Origin of the sequence: Marinifilum sp. N1E240 (genome assembly GCF_009295825.1) — a bacterium.
Classification (GTDB): domain Bacteria; phylum Bacteroidota; class Bacteroidia; order Bacteroidales; family Marinifilaceae; genus Marinifilum_A; species Marinifilum_A sediminis.
In genome coordinates, this window is the sequence record NZ_WHKF01000002.1 from 176,493 (window position 1) to 199,806 (window position 23,314).

Annotated in this window: 20 protein-coding genes; 10 read left to right on the forward strand and 10 right to left on the reverse strand. The window is 33.0% G+C overall.

Going from position 1 to position 23,314, the window contains the following annotated elements:
- Nucleotides 1-10: 10 nt before the first annotated feature.
- The 4 genes from GCQ56_RS05790 to GCQ56_RS05805 form a co-directional block, all read right to left on the reverse strand.
- Nucleotides 11-493, reverse strand: coding sequence for a TlpA disulfide reductase family protein (locus GCQ56_RS05790; RefSeq protein WP_152733470.1), 483 nt, complete (start codon nt 491-493; stop codon nt 11-13).
- Between the two features lie 143 nt (nt 494-636).
- On the reverse strand, nt 637-3,750 hold the full coding sequence (locus tag GCQ56_RS05795; protein WP_152733471.1) for an efflux RND transporter permease subunit: 3,114 nt from the start codon (nt 3,748-3,750) through the stop codon (nt 637-639).
- 24 nt (nt 3,751-3,774) lie between these two features.
- Nucleotides 3,775-4,857 (reverse strand): efflux RND transporter periplasmic adaptor subunit, encoded by a 1,083-nt coding sequence (locus tag GCQ56_RS05800; RefSeq protein ID WP_152733472.1) that lies wholly within the window; start codon nt 4,855-4,857, stop codon nt 3,775-3,777.
- Between the two features lie 20 nt (nt 4,858-4,877).
- Nucleotides 4,878-7,232: a TolC family protein gene (locus GCQ56_RS05805; RefSeq protein WP_193323721.1), complete on the reverse strand. Its 2,355-nt coding sequence runs from the start codon at nt 7,230-7,232 to the stop codon at nt 4,878-4,880.
- A 421-nt stretch (nt 7,233-7,653) separates the two neighbouring features.
- Here GCQ56_RS05805 and GCQ56_RS05810 point away from each other — a divergent pair, with 421 nt between their 5' ends.
- Nucleotides 7,654-8,493 (forward strand): prephenate dehydratase, encoded by an 840-nt coding sequence (locus GCQ56_RS05810; RefSeq protein ID WP_152733474.1) that lies wholly within the window; start codon nt 7,654-7,656, stop codon nt 8,491-8,493.
- Between the two features lies 1 nt (nt 8,494).
- Here GCQ56_RS05810 and GCQ56_RS05815 read toward each other — a convergent pair whose 3' ends face one another.
- Nucleotides 8,495-8,758: a 4a-hydroxytetrahydrobiopterin dehydratase gene (locus GCQ56_RS05815; protein ID WP_152733475.1), complete on the reverse strand. Its 264-nt coding sequence runs from the start codon at nt 8,756-8,758 to the stop codon at nt 8,495-8,497.
- A gap of 128 nt (nt 8,759-8,886) precedes the next feature.
- Nucleotides 8,887-9,852, reverse strand: a complete 966-nt coding sequence (locus tag GCQ56_RS05820) for a hypothetical protein (RefSeq protein WP_152733476.1) — start codon at nt 9,850-9,852, stop codon at nt 8,887-8,889.
- A gap of 349 nt (nt 9,853-10,201) precedes the next feature.
- Between GCQ56_RS05820 and GCQ56_RS05825 the strand changes: the two genes are divergently transcribed.
- Nucleotides 10,202-12,220: a monovalent cation:proton antiporter family protein gene (locus GCQ56_RS05825; protein WP_152733477.1), complete on the forward strand. Its 2,019-nt coding sequence runs from the start codon at nt 10,202-10,204 to the stop codon at nt 12,218-12,220.
- Here GCQ56_RS05825 and GCQ56_RS05830 read toward each other — a convergent pair.
- Entirely contained in the window at nt 12,209-12,709 is a 501-nt protein-coding gene (locus GCQ56_RS05830; RefSeq protein WP_152733478.1) for a hypothetical protein, read from the reverse strand. The genes GCQ56_RS05825 and GCQ56_RS05830 overlap by 12 nt on opposite strands.
- A gap of 188 nt (nt 12,710-12,897) precedes the next feature.
- Nucleotides 12,898-13,242, reverse strand: coding sequence for a hypothetical protein (locus tag GCQ56_RS05835; protein ID WP_152733479.1), 345 nt, complete (start codon nt 13,240-13,242; stop codon nt 12,898-12,900).
- A gap of 181 nt (nt 13,243-13,423) precedes the next feature.
- On the opposite strand from GCQ56_RS05835, the gene GCQ56_RS05840 reads away from it, so the two are divergent.
- The 4 genes from GCQ56_RS05840 (at nt 13,424) to GCQ56_RS05855 (ending at nt 17,237) form a co-directional block, all read left to right on the forward strand.
- Complete coding sequence (locus tag GCQ56_RS05840) at nt 13,424-14,692, forward strand: sensor histidine kinase KdpD (RefSeq protein ID WP_152733480.1); 1,269 nt, start codon at nt 13,424-13,426, stop codon at nt 14,690-14,692.
- 8 nt (nt 14,693-14,700) lie between these two features.
- Nucleotides 14,701-15,399 (forward strand): response regulator transcription factor, encoded by a 699-nt coding sequence (locus GCQ56_RS05845; RefSeq protein WP_152733481.1) that lies wholly within the window; start codon nt 14,701-14,703, stop codon nt 15,397-15,399.
- Between the two features lie 71 nt (nt 15,400-15,470).
- Entirely contained in the window at nt 15,471-16,145 is a 675-nt protein-coding gene (locus tag GCQ56_RS05850; protein WP_152733482.1) for a YggS family pyridoxal phosphate-dependent enzyme, read from the forward strand.
- Between the two features lie 87 nt (nt 16,146-16,232).
- On the forward strand, nt 16,233-17,237 hold the full coding sequence (locus GCQ56_RS05855; protein ID WP_152733483.1) for a dihydroorotate dehydrogenase-like protein: 1,005 nt from the start codon (nt 16,233-16,235) through the stop codon (nt 17,235-17,237).
- Between the two features lie 40 nt (nt 17,238-17,277).
- Here GCQ56_RS05855 and GCQ56_RS05860 read toward each other — a convergent pair whose 3' ends face one another.
- Nucleotides 17,278-17,799: a hypothetical protein gene (locus tag GCQ56_RS05860; RefSeq protein ID WP_152733484.1), complete on the reverse strand. Its 522-nt coding sequence runs from the start codon at nt 17,797-17,799 to the stop codon at nt 17,278-17,280.
- Nucleotides 17,800-18,006: 207 nt separating this feature from the next.
- On the opposite strand from GCQ56_RS05860, the gene GCQ56_RS05865 reads away from it, so the two are divergent.
- Complete coding sequence (locus tag GCQ56_RS05865; RefSeq protein WP_152733485.1) at nt 18,007-18,858, forward strand: hypothetical protein; 852 nt, start codon at nt 18,007-18,009, stop codon at nt 18,856-18,858.
- A gap of 36 nt (nt 18,859-18,894) precedes the next feature.
- Nucleotides 18,895-19,329: a hypothetical protein gene (locus GCQ56_RS05870; RefSeq protein WP_152733486.1), complete on the forward strand. Its 435-nt coding sequence runs from the start codon at nt 18,895-18,897 to the stop codon at nt 19,327-19,329.
- A gap of 33 nt (nt 19,330-19,362) precedes the next feature.
- On the opposite strand, the gene uvrA is transcribed toward GCQ56_RS05870, so the two are convergent.
- The gene (gene uvrA, locus GCQ56_RS05875) at nt 19,363-22,146 is read right to left on the reverse strand and encodes an excinuclease ABC subunit UvrA (protein ID WP_152733487.1); all 2,784 of its coding nucleotides are present in this window, start codon (nt 22,144-22,146) and stop codon (nt 19,363-19,365) included.
- Between the two features lie 196 nt (nt 22,147-22,342).
- Between uvrA and GCQ56_RS05880 the strand changes: the two genes are divergently transcribed.
- The gene (locus GCQ56_RS05880) at nt 22,343-22,939 is read left to right on the forward strand and encodes an RNA polymerase sigma factor (RefSeq protein ID WP_299993386.1); all 597 of its coding nucleotides are present in this window, start codon (nt 22,343-22,345) and stop codon (nt 22,937-22,939) included.
- Between the two features lie 182 nt (nt 22,940-23,121).
- On the forward strand, nt 23,122-23,295 hold the full coding sequence (locus GCQ56_RS20250) for a hypothetical protein (RefSeq protein ID WP_193323722.1): 174 nt from the start codon (nt 23,122-23,124) through the stop codon (nt 23,293-23,295).
- Nucleotides 23,296-23,314 lie beyond the last annotated feature (19 nt).

The following is a 23,314-nucleotide window of genomic DNA, read 5'->3' on the forward strand; positions in this document are numbered from 1 at the left end:
TTTTTAAGATTTAATTACTTATTTGATCAATAGTTTCTGTAAGCTCAGAATAGCTTACCTTACGAGCAAAGAATTTTTCTTTGCCTTTTTTGTAGATTACGGTAGCGGGTAAAGCTCCGTCCCAGTCATCGTTTACTTTGCCAATCCAACTATTGGCGTCAGGATCATCGAGTAAAATTACTTCAGCAAGTATTCCTTTTTTATCGAGGAATTTAAGCAGGCGCTTTTCTACATTCGAACCAAAATCAAGACTTACCAGCAAAACTTTCACTTTTTTATTCTGATAAGCTTTACGGATATGTTCAAATTCGGGTAGTTCTTCAACGCAAGGTTTGCACCACATCGCCCAAAAATTAATCACGTAAGTAGAATCATTTGTGTAATGAAATTTGGGTTCTAATTCCTTAAAATCAACTGTTTTGATTTCCTGAGAAAATAGAATATTCGTGGCGAATATTATAAGGGAAAGTGCAATTAAACGTTTTACAGTCATGATGTTGTGTGTAAAAGACTAATGAGTATTAAATATACCACTATTGATCGAAAAAGGAATGAAGATCTTGTTATTGATTTGTTAAATGAAAAAAGCGGAATACAATAAATGTATTCCGCTTTTGATAAAGAAATAAGCTTTTATTATTCTTCAAGTAAGCTTTCGTTGAATTGATAACCTTTATAGTTCACTTTATAGAAAACGCTGTACAGTGCAGGGATAAACACCAAAGTAATAATAGTACCAAATAATAATCCTATCATGATTGATGCTGCCATTGGTTCCCACATTAAGCCACCTCCTAAATATAGAGGCAAAAGTCCTAAGGAAGTGGTAAATGTTGTAAGCAATATAGGTCTGAAACGTTGTAAGCAGGCTGCAATAACTGCATCTTGAGGAGTTCGTTTCAACTCATTGATCTCAATTTCTATTCGGTCTATGAGGACTATGGCATTGTTAATTACAATCCCGGCTAGCGAAATTACACCTAGAAATGCCATAAAACCAAAATAGGAGCGAAGTACTATTAAACCAATAACTACACCAATTACACCTAATGGAATTGTACTAACAACCATAATTGTTTTTCTGAACGAATTGAATTGGATTACCAATAAAAGGAGGATTAAAAATCCTGATAATGGTAAATAAGCAATTACGGCTCCCATGTTTTCCGCAGTGTTTTTATCATCACCACCTAGCTCATAGGTATAACCAACTGGCCATTTTTTCGTTTGTTCATCAAGCCATGGTAGCACCTCACTCATTATCTCAGAGGCATTTCCTTCTTCTGATAATTCGCTTGATACATTAATACTTCTAGCCAAATCCAATCGTTTGATTTTTGCATATTGCCACTGAGGAACAATGCTAGCCACCTGCGATAGAGGAACACTTTTACCAGAATTTTGCGAGAAAACATTCATAGTTTCTATAGTCTCGTAACTTTGATCCTGACTGGTAAAGCTACGTAGTAACATTGGTATGTTTTTGTCATCTTCGCGATATTCACCAGTTTTAAACCCATCTAAAACTGTTTTAAGAGAAGTTGCAATATCTTGATTGGTAATTCCAGCCAATTGTGCATTGTTTTGATTGATATCAATAACAAACTTTTTGGTTTTTGGACCCCAGTCATCTTTCACATTTTTTGTTCCAGTTACGTTTGATAGTTTGGATTTTATCTGCTCAGACAACTTTGAAAGTATATCGGGATTATTCCCGGAAACTTTAATTTCAATAGGTGTTCCAGATCCTCCTTGTCCTAATAATGATACTTTAATATCGGCATTAGGAAAATTAGAGAAGCAAAAATCATCTAAAAGGCGAACCATTTCATTATTCTCTTCAAAGGAACTGGTGTTCACTAAAATATGTGCATATCCAGAGTTTGCTTCATCCTGAGAATATCCAAGATCGTAGGAACTTGGTCCCTGACCAACAAATGATGACCAGTCTACAATTCCATTCTCACGCGATTCTGTAACGAGTAATTCATCGGAGATGTATTTTTCGATCTGTAAAACTACATTTTCGGTTTGTTCAATTTTTGTTCCTAATGGTAAGTTGATATCAACTGTAATCATATTTCTATCACTATCTGGGAAGAAGATAAATGGAATCAAACCAAATCCTTTTAATGATATAAAGAACAATAGCAGAATACCAATGATTACATATCCTTTTACATTTAAGGCAGCAAGGATTACCGATTTGTAATAAACTTTTAATTGATCGAAAATCTTATCCATTAAGCCAGGTTTCTTTTCTTCTTTTGGTTTTACTTTTAAGAAGTAGAAACACAGCATGGTTATAATGGTTAGCGAAACAATCCAGGAAGATACTAAGGCAAGTGTAATCACCACGAAAATAGGACCAACAATGTCACCCATTGTCGATTCTGCCAAGTAAAATGAAAGAAAAGCTACCGAGGTGGTTAAAGTTGATATCAGCAATGGAACAATTAATTCAGAACATGAAGAAACAGCGGCTTCTTTCACATTCATGCCTTTTTCCATTTTTACCATTATCGATTCGGAAACTACAATGGCATTATCCACCATCATACCCAAAGCCATAATCAATGCAGCCAAAGTTACTTGATTCAACCCCATATTTATAAGTCCCATCAACATTAGAGTCATAATGGTAACTATCGGAATTAAGCTTGAGATAATTAAACCAGTTCGTAAGCCAAGGAAAATAAGCATTACAACCAGTACAATAGCAATAGATTGAATAAGGTTGCCAATAAAATTACTGATACTGTTGTCTACATAGGTATCTAGTGATGTTAGACGTTTTACTTCTAAACCAATGGGTAGTCGACTGTTCCAATCTTCTATAACCTTATTAACGTCTTCACCCAATTTAATAATGTTGGCACCATCCATTAACGATATGGATAAAGAGATGGCTTGTTTACCGCTAACATGAACAATAGAACTGGCTGGCTCAATATAACCTTTTCTAATGTTGGTTATATCCCGCAATTGTACCACCTGACTTCCATCTCCAATAGGAATAAGTGTATTTCTGATATCCTCAAGAGATTCATAATTTCCAGTTGGTTCTAGAATTATTCTTTCGGATTCCAAATCTACTTCACCACCTGAATCTAAAATATTAGTTGAGGCAATGGTATTTTGAAGCATAGATGAGGTTAATCCATATTCTTTAAGCTGCGATTCGTCGAATTCAATAAATACCCGTTCATCCTGAACACCACCAAGTTCTACCTTAGCAGCATCGTCAAGTTTAATTAAAGCATCTCTCAAATCATCTGCAAACTCTTTCATTTCGGAATAAGAGTATCCATCACTTATTAAGCCTACCATTATACCATATACAACGCCAATGTCATCATCGTCCAGGTCAGGCACAACTCCCTGTGGTAGATCTCTTAAACCATCTAGTTTACGTCTTAATTTATCCCAAATGGCTTGAAGTTCTTCCGGATTGACTTCGTCTTTTAGCGTAACTGTAACTACCGATAAACCTGTTCTTGATGTGCTGTTTATCTCTTTTACTTCAGGAATTTCCTGAGCTTTCTTTTCAATTTTATCTGTTACTAAAAGTTCAACTCTTTCGGGACCTGCTCCAGGGAATGATGAAACAATGGTTGCAACTCGTACGGTGTAAGGAGGCATACTATCGCGTGGTAATGATGTGTAGAGAGCTAATCCTAATACCACTATCACTGCCAACAAAGTAAAAGTAATTCGACTTTTTTCTATTGCGAATTTTGTAAGATTCATATCTGTTGAATTAGGGAGTGAATATTATTGAATGCTAACTTTTTGTCCGTCGAGTAAGGTTTGCAGACCTGCTGTTGCAACTAACTGTCCAGGCTTGAGTCCTTTAATTACTTCAAAACCAACAGGAGAAAGCTCTCCAATTTCAAAATGTTGTTTTTTAATGATTCCGATTTTTTCTGATTGCTTTTCAATTACAAATACAAAATTCCCTTTGCTATCTTCTCCTACAGCTGAAATTGGAACGATTAAACTTTCCTGATTATCGGTTTTTGAAAATTTAAAAGTTACATGTGCCGCCATACCAGATTTTATGTTGGCAGTCTCTCCAGATAATTTAATACGAACAGGATAGGTTGCTGATCCTTCCAAAACAGAAGGTGAAATTTCATTTACGATTCCTTCATAAGCTTCTCCTTGCAGAGCTGGGAATTTAGCAACAACTTTCATGTTTTTATGGACACGATTGATTACATTTTCCGGAAGTCCAAGACTAATCTCCATAAAGCTACCAGCATTTAGGACTGCAATTATTTGTCCTGCACTTACATTTTCATTGTTCTCTACATTTTTTGCTGCAATAACACCATCAGCTGGAGAATAAATGATTCCATAACCAACTTGTTTTTGTTGAATTTCAACACTTCTTTTAGCTGATTCATAATTGGCTTCAGCGGTAGCAAAAGATGATTTTGCATTTTCGTAATCACTTAATGATGCACTTCCTTTCTCGAATAAAGTTTTTGTACGTTCAAGCGTTGAAGTTGCTGTATTTAAATTTGCTTTTGAACTGTTTAAGGATGAAAGTGATTGTTCCAGCGAAAGTTGAGCTTCTGAATTGTCAATTCTTGCTAACAGATCACCTTTATGAACAGCTTGCCCGGTTGCAATATTTAGTGTAGTCAGAATACCGGTGGTTCTAAAACTAAGGTTGATCTCCTTATCGGATCTTGCCGTACCGTTAAATGATCTTACTTGACCAATTCCAGAATAATTAACAGCTTGATATTTTACAGGTCGATATTTTTCTGCTTTTTTTTGTTCTTTTTTGCCACATGAAGAAAGAATCAGAAGGGATAAGGCTATGGTAATTAAATATATGTGTTTCATAATTGTCGGATGTTATATGCTTAATTAGTTGGTTTCAATAAATAGTTTTGCAGATTAGAAATAAAATTTTGATTGTCAACATCTGCATTTAAAAAGAAGTAGTAGGAAAGAATTCTTTCCATCTGTAATAGTGTTAGGTAGAAATTATACCCGGCACTTGCTTGTTGTTGCTGAGCTTGAAAATATGCTTGCTGAGCATCAATTAAACTGGTAATTCCTATGGCTCCGTTAGAGTATGATATTTGCATCAATTCTAAACTTTCCTTAGCTGCTTCGGTCGATAGTTTCGACAATTCAATATTGGTGTATAAGCTTAATAAAGAGTAAACAATGTCATTTACATTTTGTCGAATTATACTTTCGGTATTTTCTTTTCGTTTGAGAAGTTGATCTTTTTGGATAAAGGATTTTTGACGATTTAAATTTCTTTGATTTTTATTAAATATCGGAAGGCTTACCTGCAATCCTACATTGTAATAACCATCGGGTGGTGTAGCAAAACCTGTTGGATAGGAACTACCTTTTCCATCACGAGTAAATGTGTGATTGTATCCACCTTGTAATGCAACAGTAGGAAGAAATTTACTTCGCTGATACAACTTTTGTGTACGCTCGCTTGCCGCAATATTGTATTGCAAAGATTTCAATTCATGTGCATTTTCAATGGCAACTTTTTCAAGGTATCTTAGAAGTTTGCTTCTAAGTATTGGGTCGTCTATAAGTTGTATTAATCCTTTGTAATTAAACTCATCCTTGACATTTTCATCTACCAAAGAATGTTTGATATCAATTTTATATTCGATAGGATTATTTAAGGTTTGATTTAAAGAATTTATACTTTGCTTAAAGTTTGTGAATGTACTTACAAGATTTTGGGTAGCAACAGCCAGTTCACTTTTCCATCTTAAAACATCCGATTTTCCTGTTTCACCTGCAGAATAATTTTGCTGCGCAATTTCATAATTCTTCCTGGTAACTCGAAGATTTTCATCATTAATCAAATAGTTGGCTTTGGCAATTAGGGAATTATAGAAAATGATACCCGCATCAAGTATCGCGTCTTTTTCAACTGCATTGTAATTTTCCTTACTAGCATTCTCCAATTCTTTCTGAATTTTAATATTGCCACTTGCTTGCTCCGAGAATAAAACTTGTTCAACATTTATATTGCCACTCGTTGAAAATTCTGGATTAGAACCATTTGATACTTCAGCTAAATCAGGATCAATATGAGTTCCACTTACCGAAGTGGTTACATTTGGAAGATACTCGCTTTTAGCTAACTTAACTTCCTGTGTTGCTAGGCTTACATCTAATTTATCGGCTTTCAAATTGATATTTTCTTCCAATAACTGATATATCACATCGTTAATGTAGTATTTCTTTTGAAATGGAATTTTATCTGCATCGCCAATAATATTGGTATTAATAAGAGAACTGTATTTTAATGGAAAATCAATACTAAAAGCAGTTTCAATATTTAGCAATAATTTAGTGTCAATATCTAAATATATAGGCAATTCAGATAAATTGCTTCCAGTTACAGCTGCTTCAATGTTTAGTGCAATTCTTCTAAAAAACTGATCTAAATTATTTACGGGTACTGAAGTTGCTAAGACTCCATATTCAGCAAATTTGTCATCAATAGACGAGAAAGAAGGAAGATTTTTATCGTTTATTTCTTGAATTAATTGTTTTTGGTCGTTTTGTGGAAGAAACATCCCTCCAGATACGTATACAGCATCAATTTCATCCAACATGCCATTTACATCGCTAAGAGTTGTAATTGGTATGAGTTTGTAATCAGCATTAATATTATTGAAAATCTTATCTAAAGTTGAATTAACAGGGTAGATTTCTGTAAGATACTTGTCCACTATAATACCAATTCTTTTATATGGATACAGTTCTCGAAATTCTTTTAAATCTTTTTCGTAAGATTTAGGAGTAAGAATATAGGTAAGATTTGAAATCTCTGATGTTGTTTGGTTTTCAGGAAATGAGATGAAATCATCATTAATAACCCCGAAAAGAATAACAGGTTTGCTAAACTCTTTGTTTTGTGCAATTACATAATTGTTGAGAGCCCCAAAAGAAAGTATCAAATCTACATTATTGTCATTTAATACAGTTTGAAAATTAGATTTGGCTTTATTCAAATCCAAATCATTTAGTAATAAGTTTTCTGAACTGAACACAATTTTAGCTTCCTGTGCAACTACTGACTTAATTTCACTTTTGAGACGTTCTAAAATGTGTTCTGTATCTGTAATATTTTTATCAGCTAGAATAGCGACTGAAAACTTCTTTGTGGATTGAGCATGGGCAATATTGAAGCCCATAACAATAAGAAACGCTAAAATTAGGTTTTTCATATAATGGTGCATTGTTGATTTTAAATTTATATCAAGATATTAAAAATAGGCGAAATTATTAGAAAATATCATGACTTCAGATAAAGAAGAGTAAATTGTTAAAATTAATTTTTACCTTTGAGATAGTTTAAACAAGTAATAATGATAAATAATACTCATACAAAACGATTTTTCTTTTTTAGCATGTAATGTTAGAAAAGGTTTTGTATGTGATAAAATATCTACTGAGCCTTTTATGAAGGCTCTTTTTTTTGATGATATGCAAACCGTATTTTTCCATAGCTTCTTTTTTAGCTTTTTCTTTTTTGGTAACGAGAAGGACAGGATTCTAGCGGTATAAATTTTTAAATATACAATAAAGAGTCCTGTTTTTAACAGGACTTTTTTTTTGAAAAAAAAATCTAACGAAATCAATATAACCATGGACAAAAGAAGAATTGTAATTCAAGGAGTAGAAGGTTGCTTTCACCATATTGCGGCAAATGCTTATTATGGTGAAGATGTTGAAATAATTCCAGCTGAGAATTTTGCCAAATTGGTAGATTTAGTGCAAGATGAAAATGTTTGCGATGGTGGTATTATGGCAATAGAAAATTCCATCGCAGGAAGTATTTTACAGAATTATGGATTATTACAAGATTCAGGTTTGGTAATAGAAGGTGAGATTTATCTTCGTATCAAGCAGAATTTAATGGTTTTACCGGGTCAGAAAATTGAAGATCTAACAGAGGTTCATTCTCACCCAATGGCAATTAATCAATGTAGAGCTTTCTTTCGTGAATATCCTAATATTAAGTTGGTTGAAACTGAGGATACTGCAATAAGTGCTAGAAATATTAGCGAAAATGGTTTGAAAGGAATTGGAGCCATAGCTGGCGACTTGCCTGCTGAGTTATATGGATTGCAAATAATTGCTCATGAAATTGAGAGCATAAAGAATAATCAGACACGTTTTTTTCTTTTAAAACGTAGCCAGGATGTAAAACCCAATGGTGGTTTTACAAAAGCGTCACTTTATTTTAGTACCAGCCACAAACCAGGAAGTTTATCACATATTTTGGATTGTTTTGCAAAAGAGAAAATAAACTTATCTAAGATACAATCGCTACCTATTCCAGGAGTAAATTGGGAATATTTTTTTCATGTAGATTTAGAATTTGAGTTACCAAGTCAATTTAAAAATGTAATGAATAAAATATCAGAATCAGCTAAGGAAATGACAATATTGGGAACTTACAATAAGGGTTTAATGATTCGATAATCTAATTCATTGAATCAAAAATTTTATCAATCTGCATGGCTAAAGAAATATCCTTTTTCGTGATTCTTCTTTTGGAATGTGTGGTTAGCGTAATCCGAACATTTTTGTATTTATAAAGCTTTATGTCTGGATGATGATCAGCTTTTTCTGCGTCGTTGGCAATTAAATTGATAAAATTAACAGCTTCAACAAAATTGGTTAAAATATAATTTTTAACCAATTTGCTGTCTATTTCACTCCAACCTTGTTCTAATAGTATATTCATTCTCTTTTATTTTTTATATTAAAGTTAAGGAAAGAAAAGCGAAAAGTAAATAATAAAGAAGGGGCAACAATTATGTTGCCCCGGGGTGAAATTTCCAAAACTAGAAGTGAATTCAGGATGGAAAAATCTTATAATGCAATTTCTCTATCAAGTTCTTCTCCCATAATTTTTGCACCGCTATACAGTACCGATCTTTCTTCAGCTTCCATAAAAACATCAAAAGGAAGAGATAGGTTGTAGGCAGATTGTACAATTAAGGCAATGTCGTCTTTAGCGCCTAATTGATTTCTCCAATTTATATCAGTCTCGTCAAGTAAGTACGCATAAACTGGACCAGAATAGTAGGCAAAACAATTAACAAATGATGGGGAGTTCCATAGACCATCTAATTTGCGTTGTAAATGTTCCTTGAAATTTGTTTTGGTACGGCAAATTTTATTTGCAGTATATTCCGCCATTCCTTCATGAATCTCGAATCGATTTTCGCAACCGTTGCAATTGGAAAAAATAGCTCTTCTGTATTTTCTAAAACAAATTGCATCAACAATTGCTTGTTTGCGATTGTCACCTTCCGATTCCAAAGCTAAATTAAGTGCTCTCCATTCCAGTTTCAACCATACTCTTGCTTCCATTTCATCCATATGGTTGTTTTGATATGGCATTGGTTTCAGCTCAAGCTGAGGCTGTAAACAATGAAAAGCTTCGTGAAGTATGATACACTGTCTTTCAATCTTATCTTCAGGAAGTGGCAGAGGAATCAAAGCCCAGTTTCTTTTTCCAATTTTAACAGGTCCTTTTTTTACTTGAATAAATTCAGGAAGTTCACCTTTGAAAATATCTTTATCCATTTCAAGTTTTAAAGAAGTTGAATTTTTGTTTGAATAGATAATTCCATTTAATTCATCAACAAAAAGTATTGGAACATCCAAACTACATCCCCAAAGTAGTCCGTTGTCATTATTACAAATTTCTGTGGTTTCGTCCAATATTTTTTTAATCTCATCGGATGTATAGATCTGATTTGCTCCGATGGACATTTGAAAACTCGCTATTATTACAGAGAGTATCATCAGCAAATTTTTTGTGGTCTTCATCTCGTTTTGGTTATTAATTCAATTCGTTACACGTATCTGTGATTATTATCACTTGTTTGTAATATTGTTAGTAGGTTCAATGGTTATTGATCAGTTTTCATGCCAATAAGTGCAATGTGTTAATTAAGAGGAGCTTAGTAGGATGGCGGGTTGGATGTTTGATATTTTTATTGTTGTGTATCGTACAGTTTGTGTTCGCTTGTGAACATGAGTAGCAATCTGTAATTGAAAAGTATGAAATATTGCAAGAATTCAGATTATTCAGTATCTTAAAATATATTCATTATTAAATATGATGAATATTCGAAATGATGATATCTAAATTTAATAAACTATACATTGTAAAGAAATGGGTGAATCTGTGGAAATATTGATGGTTTTGACTGGATTTATTATTGTAGCTGTTGCTGCTAATAGAATTGCTACATATTTTCCTAAGGTGAAATTACCTGTTATTACAGGATTACTTTTTATTGGAATTTTATCAGGACCTTATATCTTGAATTTAATTCCATCGGAGTCAATTCCCAAATTGTATTTTTTAAATGAGGTATCGCTTTCATTTATTGCTTTTGCAGCTGGTGCTGAATTGTATTTGAAAGATTTAAAGGGAAGAATGAGGAGTATCAAATGGATGACAATAGGACAGTTAGTGTTTACATTTGGTATAAGTGTTGCAGTCGTACTTTTAATTTCGGAGCGTATACAGTTTATGTCCGACATGTCATTTGAATTTAAAATGGCAATTGCATTGTTGATGGGAACTGTTTTTGTAACTCGTTCACCAGCATCGGCAATAGCGGTTATTAATGAGTTGAGAGCCAAAGGGCCATTTACGCAAACAGCAATTGGGGTTACTGTGATTAAGGATGTTTTGGTTATCATATTATTTACCATTTGTTTTGCTGTAGCCGATGCTCTGATAACCAATGTGCCTTTTGATGTTTGGTTGGTTATTATTTTAATGGGTGAACTTTGTTTATCTATTTTTTTAGGTTTTGTATTAGGACAGCTGATGAACTTTATTCTAGCTGTAAATATGATTACCAAACTTAAGGCATTGTTTATAGTTCTTTCAGGTTACAGTATCTATTTACTGGCGGCTTTAGTGCATAATAAAAGTTTGTTATGGTTTGGTTTTGATATTTATATTGAACCTCTTTTAATTTGTATTCTTGGTAGTTTTGTTGTAGTGAATTTTGGAAAAAACAGACGTGAATTCAATAAGATTATTGAAATGATAGTCCCATTAATTTACGTTTTGTTCTATACCTTAACAGGTGCTTCGGTTAAATTAGATATCTTACAAAATACATGGGCAGTTGCATTAATCTTTTTTGTAATAAGACTTGTAAGTATTGCAATTGGAGCCTATGTAGGAGGTGCTTTAGGAGGTAATCCTAATTATTATAATAAGATTTTTTGGATGCCATTTGTAACTCAAGCTGGTGTTGCCATAGGATTGGTTTCTGTTATTGCTGCAAAGTATCCAGTTTGGGGAGCTCAGTTTTCTACCATTTTAATTGCAGTTATTGTGTTGAATGAAATAGTTGGACCACCTTTATTTAAATGGTCTATATTACTGGTGGGCGAGAGTCATAAACAAAGAGAGTTGCAACACGAAAACAGGGTGAAAAAAGCATTGATTTTTGGATTGGAAGGTCAGTCGCTGGCACTAGCCAGGCAACTAACAGATCATGATTGGAAGGTGAAGTTGGTAACGCGGAGTAAAGATAAAGCCAATTTGGAATATCAAGGTGTTAGGGTGATTCATATTGAGGATTTTTCACTTAAACATTTGCAATCAATTGGTACAGAAGGTGCTGATGCTCTGGTGCTTTTAAATCAGGATGAGGACAACTTAAAAATTTGTGAATTGGCTTATGAACATTTTGGAACCAGAGATGTTGTGGTAAGAGTTAATGAGCGTAATTTCATTAATAAATTTCATGAATTGGGTGCTTTAATCGTTGAGCCCTCTACGGTTATGGTAAGTCTAATGGACCATTTGGTTCGATCGCCAATAGCAACATCATTACTTTTAGGAATGGAAGAAAATCAGGATACAATTGATGTAGAAATGCAGAACCATGAATTGCATGGCACAGCGATTAGAGATTTACAAATTCCAACAGATCTCATAATTTTAGCAACAAAGAGGAATCAGAACACTTTAATTTCAACAGGATATACCCGTTTGCGACTAGGAGATGTTCTTACTGTTGTTGGTTCCATTTCTAGTATCGAAAAGTTTAGATTGAAAATGGAAAATAACGAGGCTTCCGATTATAAGAAAATATGGTTTGCGGGTAAAACAATTTCTTTTAAGCGAAAGCCATTTCAATCCGATTCAGAATCACCAGGTTAAAAATACAGTGGTCCAAAATGCTAAAGGAACAACTGTATTCCAAATAACCTCTTCTCTATGACGTGCTCGCATCATTCTTTCATTTTCAACACGATATCTTAATTCCATCAGTTTTTCCTGATTTCTTTCAAATGCAATATCTCTTTCTTTTTGTATGTTGTCAAGGTAAATTATTGCTTCTCTGCTTTTGGATGGATTGGAGTTCATGACTTCGACTAAATCGTATTCTGCTGCATCCAGTTGATTGACGTGATAATATGCCATACCTCGTTGCAAACGTACTTCAGTTAAGTATGGTTTTTTATTTAATACATGATTAAAATCCAGAATCGCCTCGTTGTATTTTTTTAATTGCATTTTGGCGTAACCTCTATCCTGAAATATGGTGGGGTAGTAAGGCATGATATAAATTGCAGTATCTAAGTGAGGTATTGCTTGTTCATATTTTCCTTCAAGAATTAGCATTCTCCCTTTATCGTGATATTTCATGTATCGCTCTACATTTTGTGCAAATATCGCGTAACAAAATAATAGGCTGAATATGAATAGAAACGATTTTTTCATTGGTGTATTATTTACTTATTAAACGATATGGAGTGTACATAAATTGTACCAAAAGTGCACAAAAAAACCCTTCTATATAAATTCGAAGGGTTTTGTAAGTTATTTTGTTATCCTTATGATTTCTTGCAACATTCTTTCTGACAGTTTGCGTCGCATTTTTTCTTTGCACTTGCTTCTTTAGTACAAGCTTCTTTTTTGCACTCAGAACCACATTTTTTTGCTTTAGCAGTTTTCGAACACTCCTTTTTCGAGCAATCTTTTTTTGCTTTTTTACAGCAGGCTTTTTTTTCTGCTTTCGCTTCTTTTTTAACTTTTTTATCTTTCTTTTGTTCTTGATCCTGGTCGTTATCCTGAGTTAAAACAATATCGTTATCAGTAGTAATGGTAACAGGTTGAATAGCAATACTCACTGCACTAATCGCAAAAACAAATACAAGGCTAAATAATAATTTTTTCATTGTTATAATTTTTAAATGTTAATTAATCCGTTTAGTTTTTTATTGAATTGTTTAGTAAAGAACGTAAAAGATCTTTTTATCTCTTGTTAATGAATTGTTAAAGCATAATTAACTTTTAAAAAATAAGCTAACTTTGAATTGTTAAAAATACCATAAAACATAGACATTCAGACGATAATACATGATTGGTTCATTTAGAAATATAATTGACAAAATAAGTACTTATAGAATACAGATATTCATTGGAGTATCAGTTATTGTTCTCATTTTATTGCTTTTAATTCAAATTAGATGGATTAGTAGAGCCAGAAGCTTAAATGAAGAACAGTTTAATCATAGAGTAGGTATGGCATTGCACGAGTCGGTTGACGAATTCACGAAAGATCGTCAAAGTTGTGAAGCCATGAGAGCCTACATGAATAAATCAAAGTTTGATGCTAACGACAGTGCTTTGCTTGAATCTGAAGTGGATAGATTGGATTCTATTATTAAGGAACAATTTCAAAATTATCAAATTCAATCGCCATATAATATTGAGGTTTTAACAACTGCAGATGAACAACCAAGAAGCAAGTGTTTTTATTATAGTTTAAGAAAAGCATTGAGTCATGATAAAGCTGTTCTTAATGTGTATTTTCAAAAGCGTGAACAAAGTTTGATGGATAGCATGGGCAGTATGTTTATTTTATCAATGATATTGATTTTAATTTTGTTTGCTTTTTTTAGTATTACAGTTTTCTCCTTAATAAAGGATAAGAAAATACTGGGGCGCACTACAGACTTAATTAATAATATAGCTCACGAATTTAAAACACCCATGGCAACTATTGCCTTGGCAGGAAAAATGTTGGGGCGTGAGAAAATTTATTCCGATAGTAATCAGGTTGTTCATTATTCCAATATGATCTCTACTGAGAATAACAGATTAAAAAAACAGATCGATCAGTTACTTAAGCTTTCTTGTATTGAGCGAGGAGAATTACAGATGAATTCGAACTCTTTTCATGCCCATTCTATTTTGGAGGAGTGTTCAGAAGCGCTTTCGGTTCGCATTTCGGAACGTGAAGGGACTATGATTTTTAACAAAAATGCCAAGAATGATTTAATTAAAGGAGATCAGGAATTAATTCAGAACGTAATGTTCAATTTATTGGATAATGCAATGAAATATTCTACAGAAAAGCCTGAAATCACAATAGAAACTAAAAATGTAAATGGAGATTTCCGAGTTTTCGTATCCGATAAAGGAATTGGAATGACCAAGGAAGAACAGAAACAAATATTTGAAAGATATTATCGTGCTCCAACTGGTGATCGTCACGATGTAAAAGGTTTTGGTATAGGATTATCGTATTCTCGGATGATAATTGATGCACATAAAGGTTCAATAAATGTTTGGAGTAAACGAAATTTTGGAAGTACATTTACAGTAATTCTACCTCAAGCGTAAATTTAAGTATGAGTAAAAATTTATTTAGAAATATACTACTAGTCGAGGATGACCCTAATCTTGGACAAATATTACATGATTTTTTAGAGATGGAAGGATTCACTGTAACTCTTGCCAGAGATGGAGAAGAAGGGTTTGATGAATTCGCAAAATCTGAGTTTAATTTGTGTCTCTTGGATGTTATGCTTCCTAAACTCGATGGTTTTTCTTTGGGAAGAAAGATTCGAAAACTAAATGAAGATGTTCCAATTATTTTCCTTACAGCAAAATCCTTAAAGGAAGACAAGCTAAAAGGGTTTGATTTAGGAGGTGATGATTACATTACCAAACCTTTTGATGAGGAAGAATTGGTGAGAAGGATTAATGCAGTATTAAAACGTTCGGGAGCTCAGGCGGAACCGTCCGAAATGCAATTTAAGTTGGGAAAATTCGATTACAATCATATCAATCTTACTTTAACTATTGATAGTAAAGAATCACGTATCACTCAAAAAGAGGGAGAAGTGCTGTATTTGTTATTGCAAAGCAAAAATAATGTACTACGAAGAGAGGATATTTTGGTTAAAGTTTGGGGCGAAAATGATTATTTTATGGGACGAAGTTTAGATGTGTTCATTACTAAACTCCGCAAACACCTTAAGCCCGATCCTCAAGTTAAAATTGAGAATGTACATGGTGTTGGATTTATATTGTCGGATGATAATTAATTTTCTTTTTTAATATTTGTCGAAAGTAAAATAGTAATTTTGGGTTTTAAATTTCAAAAAATAATATTGGTATGAGCATACCTCAAAAAATAAAGGAGATAGTAAATTCGATTCCTCAAAATGTAAAATTGGTGGCGGTTTCAAAGACTAAACCAAATGAAGATATCATGGAAGCATATGAGGGTGGATACAGAATATTTGGAGAAAATAAACCTCAAGAGCTTACCAGAAAATATAATGAATTACCTAAGGATATTGAATGGCATATGATTGGTCATTTGCAAAGTAATAAGGTGAAATACATTGCTTCTTTTGTAAGTCTAATTCACGCTGTTGATAGTATAAAGCTTTTAAAAGAAATAAATAAACAAGCGCAAAAAAACAATAGAATTATCGATTGTTTATTTCAGTTTCATATTGCTGATGAACAAACAAAATTCGGATTTTCATTACCCGAAGCAGAGGAAGTAATAAATTCAGAAACTTTTAAAGGATTCGAGAATATTCGAATAACTGGAGTTATGGGGATGGCTACATTTACGGATAATGAAGATCAAATAAAAAAGGAATTTCAAAACCTTAAATTCATATTTGATCAACTTAAGACGAAACATTTTCAAGATATTAATGAGTTTAAGGAGATTTCGATGGGTATGTCAGGAGATTACCGACTTGCCATTGAAGAGGGGAGTACTATGGTAAGAGTTGGAAGTACCATTTTTGGAGCTCGAAATTACACTGTATAATCTAAACTTTTTTGTTCGGATCGAATTTCTATTTTAAATCATTATATTTGTTCGTCAACGTTTGAAATACAAAAAAATCAAAATACTATGATAAATCTTGAAACCACTTATATGGGATTGCAATTAAAGAATCCTATAATTGTCAGTAGTTCAGGTCTTACTAATTCGGTAAGAAAAATCAAAATTATTGAAGAAAAGGGAGCAGGAGCAGTTGTTCTTAAATCTTTGTTCGAAGAACAAATTACAAACGAAGCTCGCCACCTTATAGGAAAAGATCCTGCAAATGTAGGTTATCCTGAAGCCGAAGATTACATTCAAAATTACATTAAGGGCAATTCGGTTTCAAATTATTTGGCTTTGATTAAAGAGGCTAAAGAAGCTGTTTCGATTCCTGTAATTGCTAGTATCAACTGTGTTTCTTCATCTGATTGGACACAATTTGCAAAGGAAATTGAAAAGGCTGGTGCAGATGCAATTGAACTGAATGCTTTTATTGTACCGAACGATAGAAATATGAGTTCAACTGATTATGAGCAGTTGTATTACGATATTTTTAATGCAGTTAAAAAAGAGGTAAATATTCCGATATCGATGAAATTGGGTATTTATTTTACCAATTTGTTCTCATTGGCAAACCGTTTGAATGCTGATGGAGCCGATTCTTTGGTGTTGTTTAATAGATTTTACGAACCTGATATCGATATTAATGAAATGAAAATCACAAGTGCAGAGGTATTAAGTACTGCTGGTGATATTCGAAGATCTTTACGTTGGGTTGGTATGTTATCTGATAAAATTAAAGGAATCGATATTTCTGCATCAACGGGTATTCATAGTGGTGAAGCTGCAATTAAGCAGTTGTTAGCTGGTGCTAAAACTATTCAAATTTGTTCTACGGTTTATGAGCATGGTTTCGATCAGGTAACAAAACTTCTTGAGGAGATTACAGCTTGGATGAATAAAAAGGAATTCAAATCAGTTGATGAATTTAGAGGTAAGTTGAGTTATGGAAATATTCCTGATTCAGCTTTATATGAAAGAGCGCAATTCATGAAATACTTTTCGAATAACGAAAAAGATGTAATGATATAAAAACAAAAAGGCTGAATCATTTGATTCAGCCTTTTTGTTTTTAAAATTGATCCAGAATGTGGATACATTCATGAATCATACCTTTCACTTCTTCTGCTGCCACTGGAATGGCATCTTTTAATTTATCTTGTTGAAGTATTTTTTCATTTTCATTAATTTTGCTGGTGAAGTTTTCAATTACGGTGAATGCCTCAAAAGCTGTTTCAAAATTCGATTGGATTAAAATATCTACAAAAACAGACACGTAAGGAGTAAAATCAATACTCGATTGCCAGCAAATACCCGTAATCTCTTTTCTAATACTCGAATATTTTTCTTCTGTTATTGCCTTAACAAATATCTCATCTGCTTTTTTATCTTTAACATCAGCCAGAAATTTTAAGATAGTATCTTTAATTTCTTCGCTTGGTTGCTTTAACAGCAAATCAAATAAGATGACAATATCTTGTAATTGACCTTCTTCACGAAGTTGATTGATTGAATCGCTTACAACTTTCGCATCGCTTGATTGAAGTCCGGATATTATTTTGCTATGAAGTTCTTTTTTGTTTATCTCGCTCATAATTCACTCATTTATTATCAATGCAAAATTAATAAAATATACTATTACTAATGCATTCAATGAAATTTAACAGGTTTAAGTTTATTTAAAATGAATCATTATTTTAATGCAATATTTATTGACTTAAAACTGCTTATAATTGAGTTTTTATTGATAAAAAATCGTAATTTAATTTCCATTGATATTTATTAAGCTATTTACGTTTCTATGAGAAAGATTTTATTGATATTTTTTATTTGGGGATTTTTAGGAGCATGCAATTGGATTTCATCAAAAAAAGGTGATAGTAAACTAACTTCGGAGAATATTGAGATGCAATTGATGAAAGAGAATACGGAGAAAATGAAGAAAATTTTCTTTGTACTTCCAAGTCCAATTGAGACGTCTTTATTGATTAAAAAAACAGGAATACATTTTAGAGAAGACCTACTCAACAGTACAGATAATTTACCAAGTTACTCTACCAGTGCATCCAGATCTATCGCTTTGGGAATCTATTGCGCAGACTTGAGTTATGCAGGTTTAAATGAGCAATATCAAATTTCGATGGAGTATATAAATATTGCAACAAATTTAGCAGAATCTTTAGGAGTATTAAGAACTGTAGAGCCGGCAAAAATTAAGCTACTTGAAGAGAACTTGACCAATAAAGAATTAATTGTAGATATCATTTCTGAAATTTACATGGAATCAAGTGAACAGTTAAGAGAGCAGGATAGATACACTTTGGCTTCTTTAATGATGATTTCGGGATGGATAGAGAGTCTTTATTTGGCAACACAAAGTGTTAAAACGGATGAAGTTAAGCATCAGATTTTAATAAAGAGAGTTTTAGAACAGAAGTTGTCACTTGAGAGTATCAAAAATGTATTGAGTGAGAATCAGACCGATGCTGTTGTTGAGCCAATTTATAAAGATATCTTGGAGCTTGAAAGGTTGTTTACAAAAACGATTAAGTCAGATAATGAAAATTTAGATTTTTATGAGCGTTACGATTTAATTGGTTTTGAACAAATATGTTTAAAAATTAAAGATATACGAAACTATATGGTTAATTGATCAATTGCATTGTCAAATTATTCTAATGTACAATTTATGAGATTTAAATTTATACTTTTTATTCTAGCCGTACTTTTTAATGTTAATTTCGGGTTTTCACAATGCAAAGGGTTTGCAAAAACTGAATGTAAACCGCAGTTGGGGAGCTTTATTCATGATGGAAATTACAATGGTGTAGTTCTTAATCTGGGAGAGGAAGTAGAGCTTCATAAAGCTTTTTTTAGCGGACAAAAATATAGAATGGTAGTTTGTCCGGAAGATCATTTACCGCCTGTACATTTTAAAATAATGAATTCTGATTTGGAAGTTATTTTCGATAATAAGGAAGAGGGATTTGTAGGATATTATGATTTTGAATTGGATAAATCGGCAACACTAATCATATCATTAAAATTTATAAAAGAGAAGGATAAAGAATTTGATAGAAGCATAAATGGCTGTGTGGCTATGCTTTTTGGATTAGAAATGTAAAAAAAAGGTTCCCAATTTGGGAACCTTTTCTACTTATAATTTTTCCTTTAAGTATTTGCCTGTAAACGAATCATTGCAAAGTATTGTTTCTTCTGGTGTACCTTCAAAAACAATTTCACCTCCTTTGTTTCCTCCTTCAGGACCTAAATCAATAAGCCAATCGGCACTTTTTATTATTTCCATATTGTGTTCAATAATAATAAGCGTATGACCTCTTGCGATTAATGCATTAAAAGCGTCCATTAATTTGTGGATATCATGAAAATGCAATCCTGTTGTAGGTTCATCGAAAATAAACAAACATGGTTCGGCTTTTTCTTTTGCCAAAAAGGAAGCAAGTTTCACACGTTGACTCTCTCCACCACTTAGTGTACTCGAAGATTGACCTAATTTTACATATCCCAATCCAACATCTACAAGCGGTTGAAGGCGTTGAACAATTTTCTTTTCAGTTTTCCCTTTAGATAAACTGAAAAATTCTGTTGCTTCGTTAACAGTCATTTCCAAAACATCATGAATGTTCTTTTCTTGAAAACGAATGTTCAATATATCATCTTTAAATCTCTTGCCTTTGCAGCTTTCGCATTGCAAGTAAATGTCAGCCATAAACTGCATCTCGACCTTAATAATACCTTCTCCCTGACATTCATCACATCTTCCTCCATCGATATTAAAAGAAAAGTGCGAAGCTTTAAAACCGCTGTATTGAGCTGCTTTTTGGTCAGCGTATAGTTTTCTAATTTCGTCGTAAGCTTTAAGATAGGTTACCGGATTCGATCTTGAAGATTTACCAATTGGATTTTGATCGACAAATTCAATGTTTTTTACAAGTTGCAAATCTCCCTTTAATGCATCGAAATGACCACTTTTATCGGAATAACCGCCGTAATGTTTCTTTAGTGCGGGGTAAAGAATTGTTTTTACCAATGAGGATTTACCGGAACCACTCACACCTGTTATCACGCTCATCACATTCAGAGGAAATTTAATATTCAATCCTTTAAGGTTATTTTCACGAGCACCAATAATTTCAATGTAATTGTTCCATTTCTTTCTTTTTTCGGGAACAGGAATCGATCTTTCCTGAGAAATATATTGTGAGGTTAAGCTCTCATTGGACTCTTTTAGTTCGTTCAAATTTCCTTCAAAAACAACTTCACCACCTAATCTACCAGCGTAAGGACCAATATCGATTACATGATCTGCTGCAAGTATAATGTCTTCGTCATGCTCAACCACGATTACAGTATTTCCTAAATCACGAAGCTGTTTAAGTACTTTTATTAATAGATCGGTATCTCTCGAGTGTAAACCAATACTTGGTTCATCTAAAATGTACAAAGAGCCAACCAAACTACTTCCGAGCGAAGTTGCCAAATTTATTCGTTGCGATTCTCCACCAGACAAACTACTTGAGAGTCTATTCAAGGTTAGATAACCTAATCCAACATCAGATAAGAATTGTAATCTGTTATTAATATCAGTAAGTAAGCGCTTTGCTATTTGAGCTTCAGTTTCGGTCAATTTAAGATGGTTAAAGAAATCATTCAATTCACTAATTGGCATTAAAACCAAATCCTGAATGTTTTTATCTTGAATTTTAACGTATCCTGCTTCTTTTTTTAATCTTGTTCCTCTACAATCAGGGCAAGTTGTTTTTCCTCTATATCTGGAAAGCATCACCCTGTATTGTATTTTGTATTGTTTAGATTCCAGATATTTGAAAAAAGCATTTAAGCCTTTAAAGTGTTTGTTACCTGTCCACAGTAGTAGCTTGTGCTCCTCACTTAATTCAAAATAGGGGCGATGAATTGGGAAATCGAATTTATCAGCAGCATAAACCAATTTATTCTTCCATTCTTGCATTTTTTCGCCTTTCCAGCAAACCACAGCATCATCGTAAATGCTCGTTGTTTTGTTAGGAATCACCAAATCTTCATCAATACCAATTACTTTACCAAAACCCTCGCATTTAGGACAGGCTCCAACCGGATTGTTAAAGCTAAATGTGTGTACATTTGGATCTTCAAATACAATTCCATCGGCTTCAAAACGGTTTGAAAAATTATAGCTTACATCTCGAAATGAAATCAAGCATTCACCATTACCCTCGTAAAATGCAGTTTGTAAAGAATCAGCTATTCTATTTTGAGTGTCCTCGTCATCGGAAACTCGGATTCTGTCTATAACAATATGAATTGGCTCGTTATCGGGAAGAATTTCCGGAGCTTCTAAAGCGTCATGAATTTTATGAATTTGACCATTAATTTCAATTCTGGAGAATCCTTGTTTTGATAAAACTTCCAGTTGTTCTTTTTTGCTACGATCAGAATTCTGCATTTCTGCCAATATCATAACAGGGAGATCTTTCTTTTGCTTTAATATAAAATTTACAACATCGGTAATGGAATGACGTTTTACCAAAGCATTAGAAATTGGCGAATAGGTTTTACCAATTCGCGCAAAAAGTAACTTTAAATAGTCATAAATTTCGGTTGATGTTCCAACAGTTGAACGTGGATTTCTCGTGTTTACCTTTTGCTCAATAGCGATAGCAGGAGGAATTCCTTTAATAAAATCAACTTCAGGTTTGTCAATTCTACCCAAAAATTGTCTTGCATAGGCAGATAAACTCTCCACATATCTTCTTTGTCCTTCAGCATAAAGTGTGTCGAATGCTAAGGATGATTTACCAGAACCCGATAAACCAGTAATAACAATGAATTGATTCCTTGGAATCTTTAAATCAATGTTTTTCAAATTGTGCACTCGTGCACCTTTTATATGAATGTATTCTTCGCTTATCTTATCAGTCATTTTTTAATTCTTTCGCAGAGTCGATTGTTGAATTATTGTCCTAAAATTGAATCTCCAAAGTTATTTAACTTCTAAAGATTTTCAAATCTCAGGAAAAATTAGTTTATTGCATATTGTTACCCCGATTATGAACCACAAATAAAGGAGATATTGCTTATCGATTAAAACTTTACACTGTTTAACAAAGTAAATAGCTGTGAATTTGAGAAAAAATAATCCTACCGATTATGATCTCGTTAAGCAATATATTGATGGTAATCATGATAGTATTGACGTCCTAATCACCAGACACAAGGACAGAGTATACACCTATATCTATCTGATTGTTAAAAATCATATGCTTACTGAAGATCTGTTTCAGGATACCTTTATAAAGGTAATCCGATCGTTGCGTTTGGGCAAATATCAGGATAATGGAAAATTTCTTGCCTGGGTATTACGCATTGCGCACAATTTGATCATAGATCATTTCAGAAAAGAAAAGCAAAATAACACATTCTCAAAAGATGATTATGAGTTGGATATTTTTAATTCCAGCAAATTTTGTGATGAGAATTGCGAAGATGATTTGATTCGAAATCAAATCCACCAGGATATTAGAGATTTAGTAGAAGAATTGCCTCCCGATCAGCGAGAAGTTGTGATTCTTCGACATTATAAAGATTTAAGTTTTAAAGAAATTGCCGATCAGACCGATGTTAGTATTAATACAGCATTAGGACGCATGCGTTATGCGCTTATTAATATGAGAAAAAGCATTGATGATCGGAATATGAGTTTGACTTTTCAGTAGTCGATTATTTGATTTTTATTAGTTAGCCGGAAATTTATTTCCGGCTTTTTTTATTTTGAAATACTAAAAAGTAGTATCGGGCGTTTTAGGTATAAATTAAACGGAAAAAAGTGCCTATGAATGAAATTTATACTCTATTACAAAATGACATATTACAATCAACTGATGAAATGATATCTCTCATGGAAAAAATCTCAGGAACTTCTGTTTTTGATTCTATAGAATTAATTGACCTGTTGGATCGTTTTAAAATGAAACCATCTGGAGAATTGATTCAAAAAATAAAATCATTTCACCAATCTACATGTAATGTGAATCTTAAAATCCCGGATATAGGGGAAGTATTAATGAATTAAGAAGGAATCGAGGCAATTT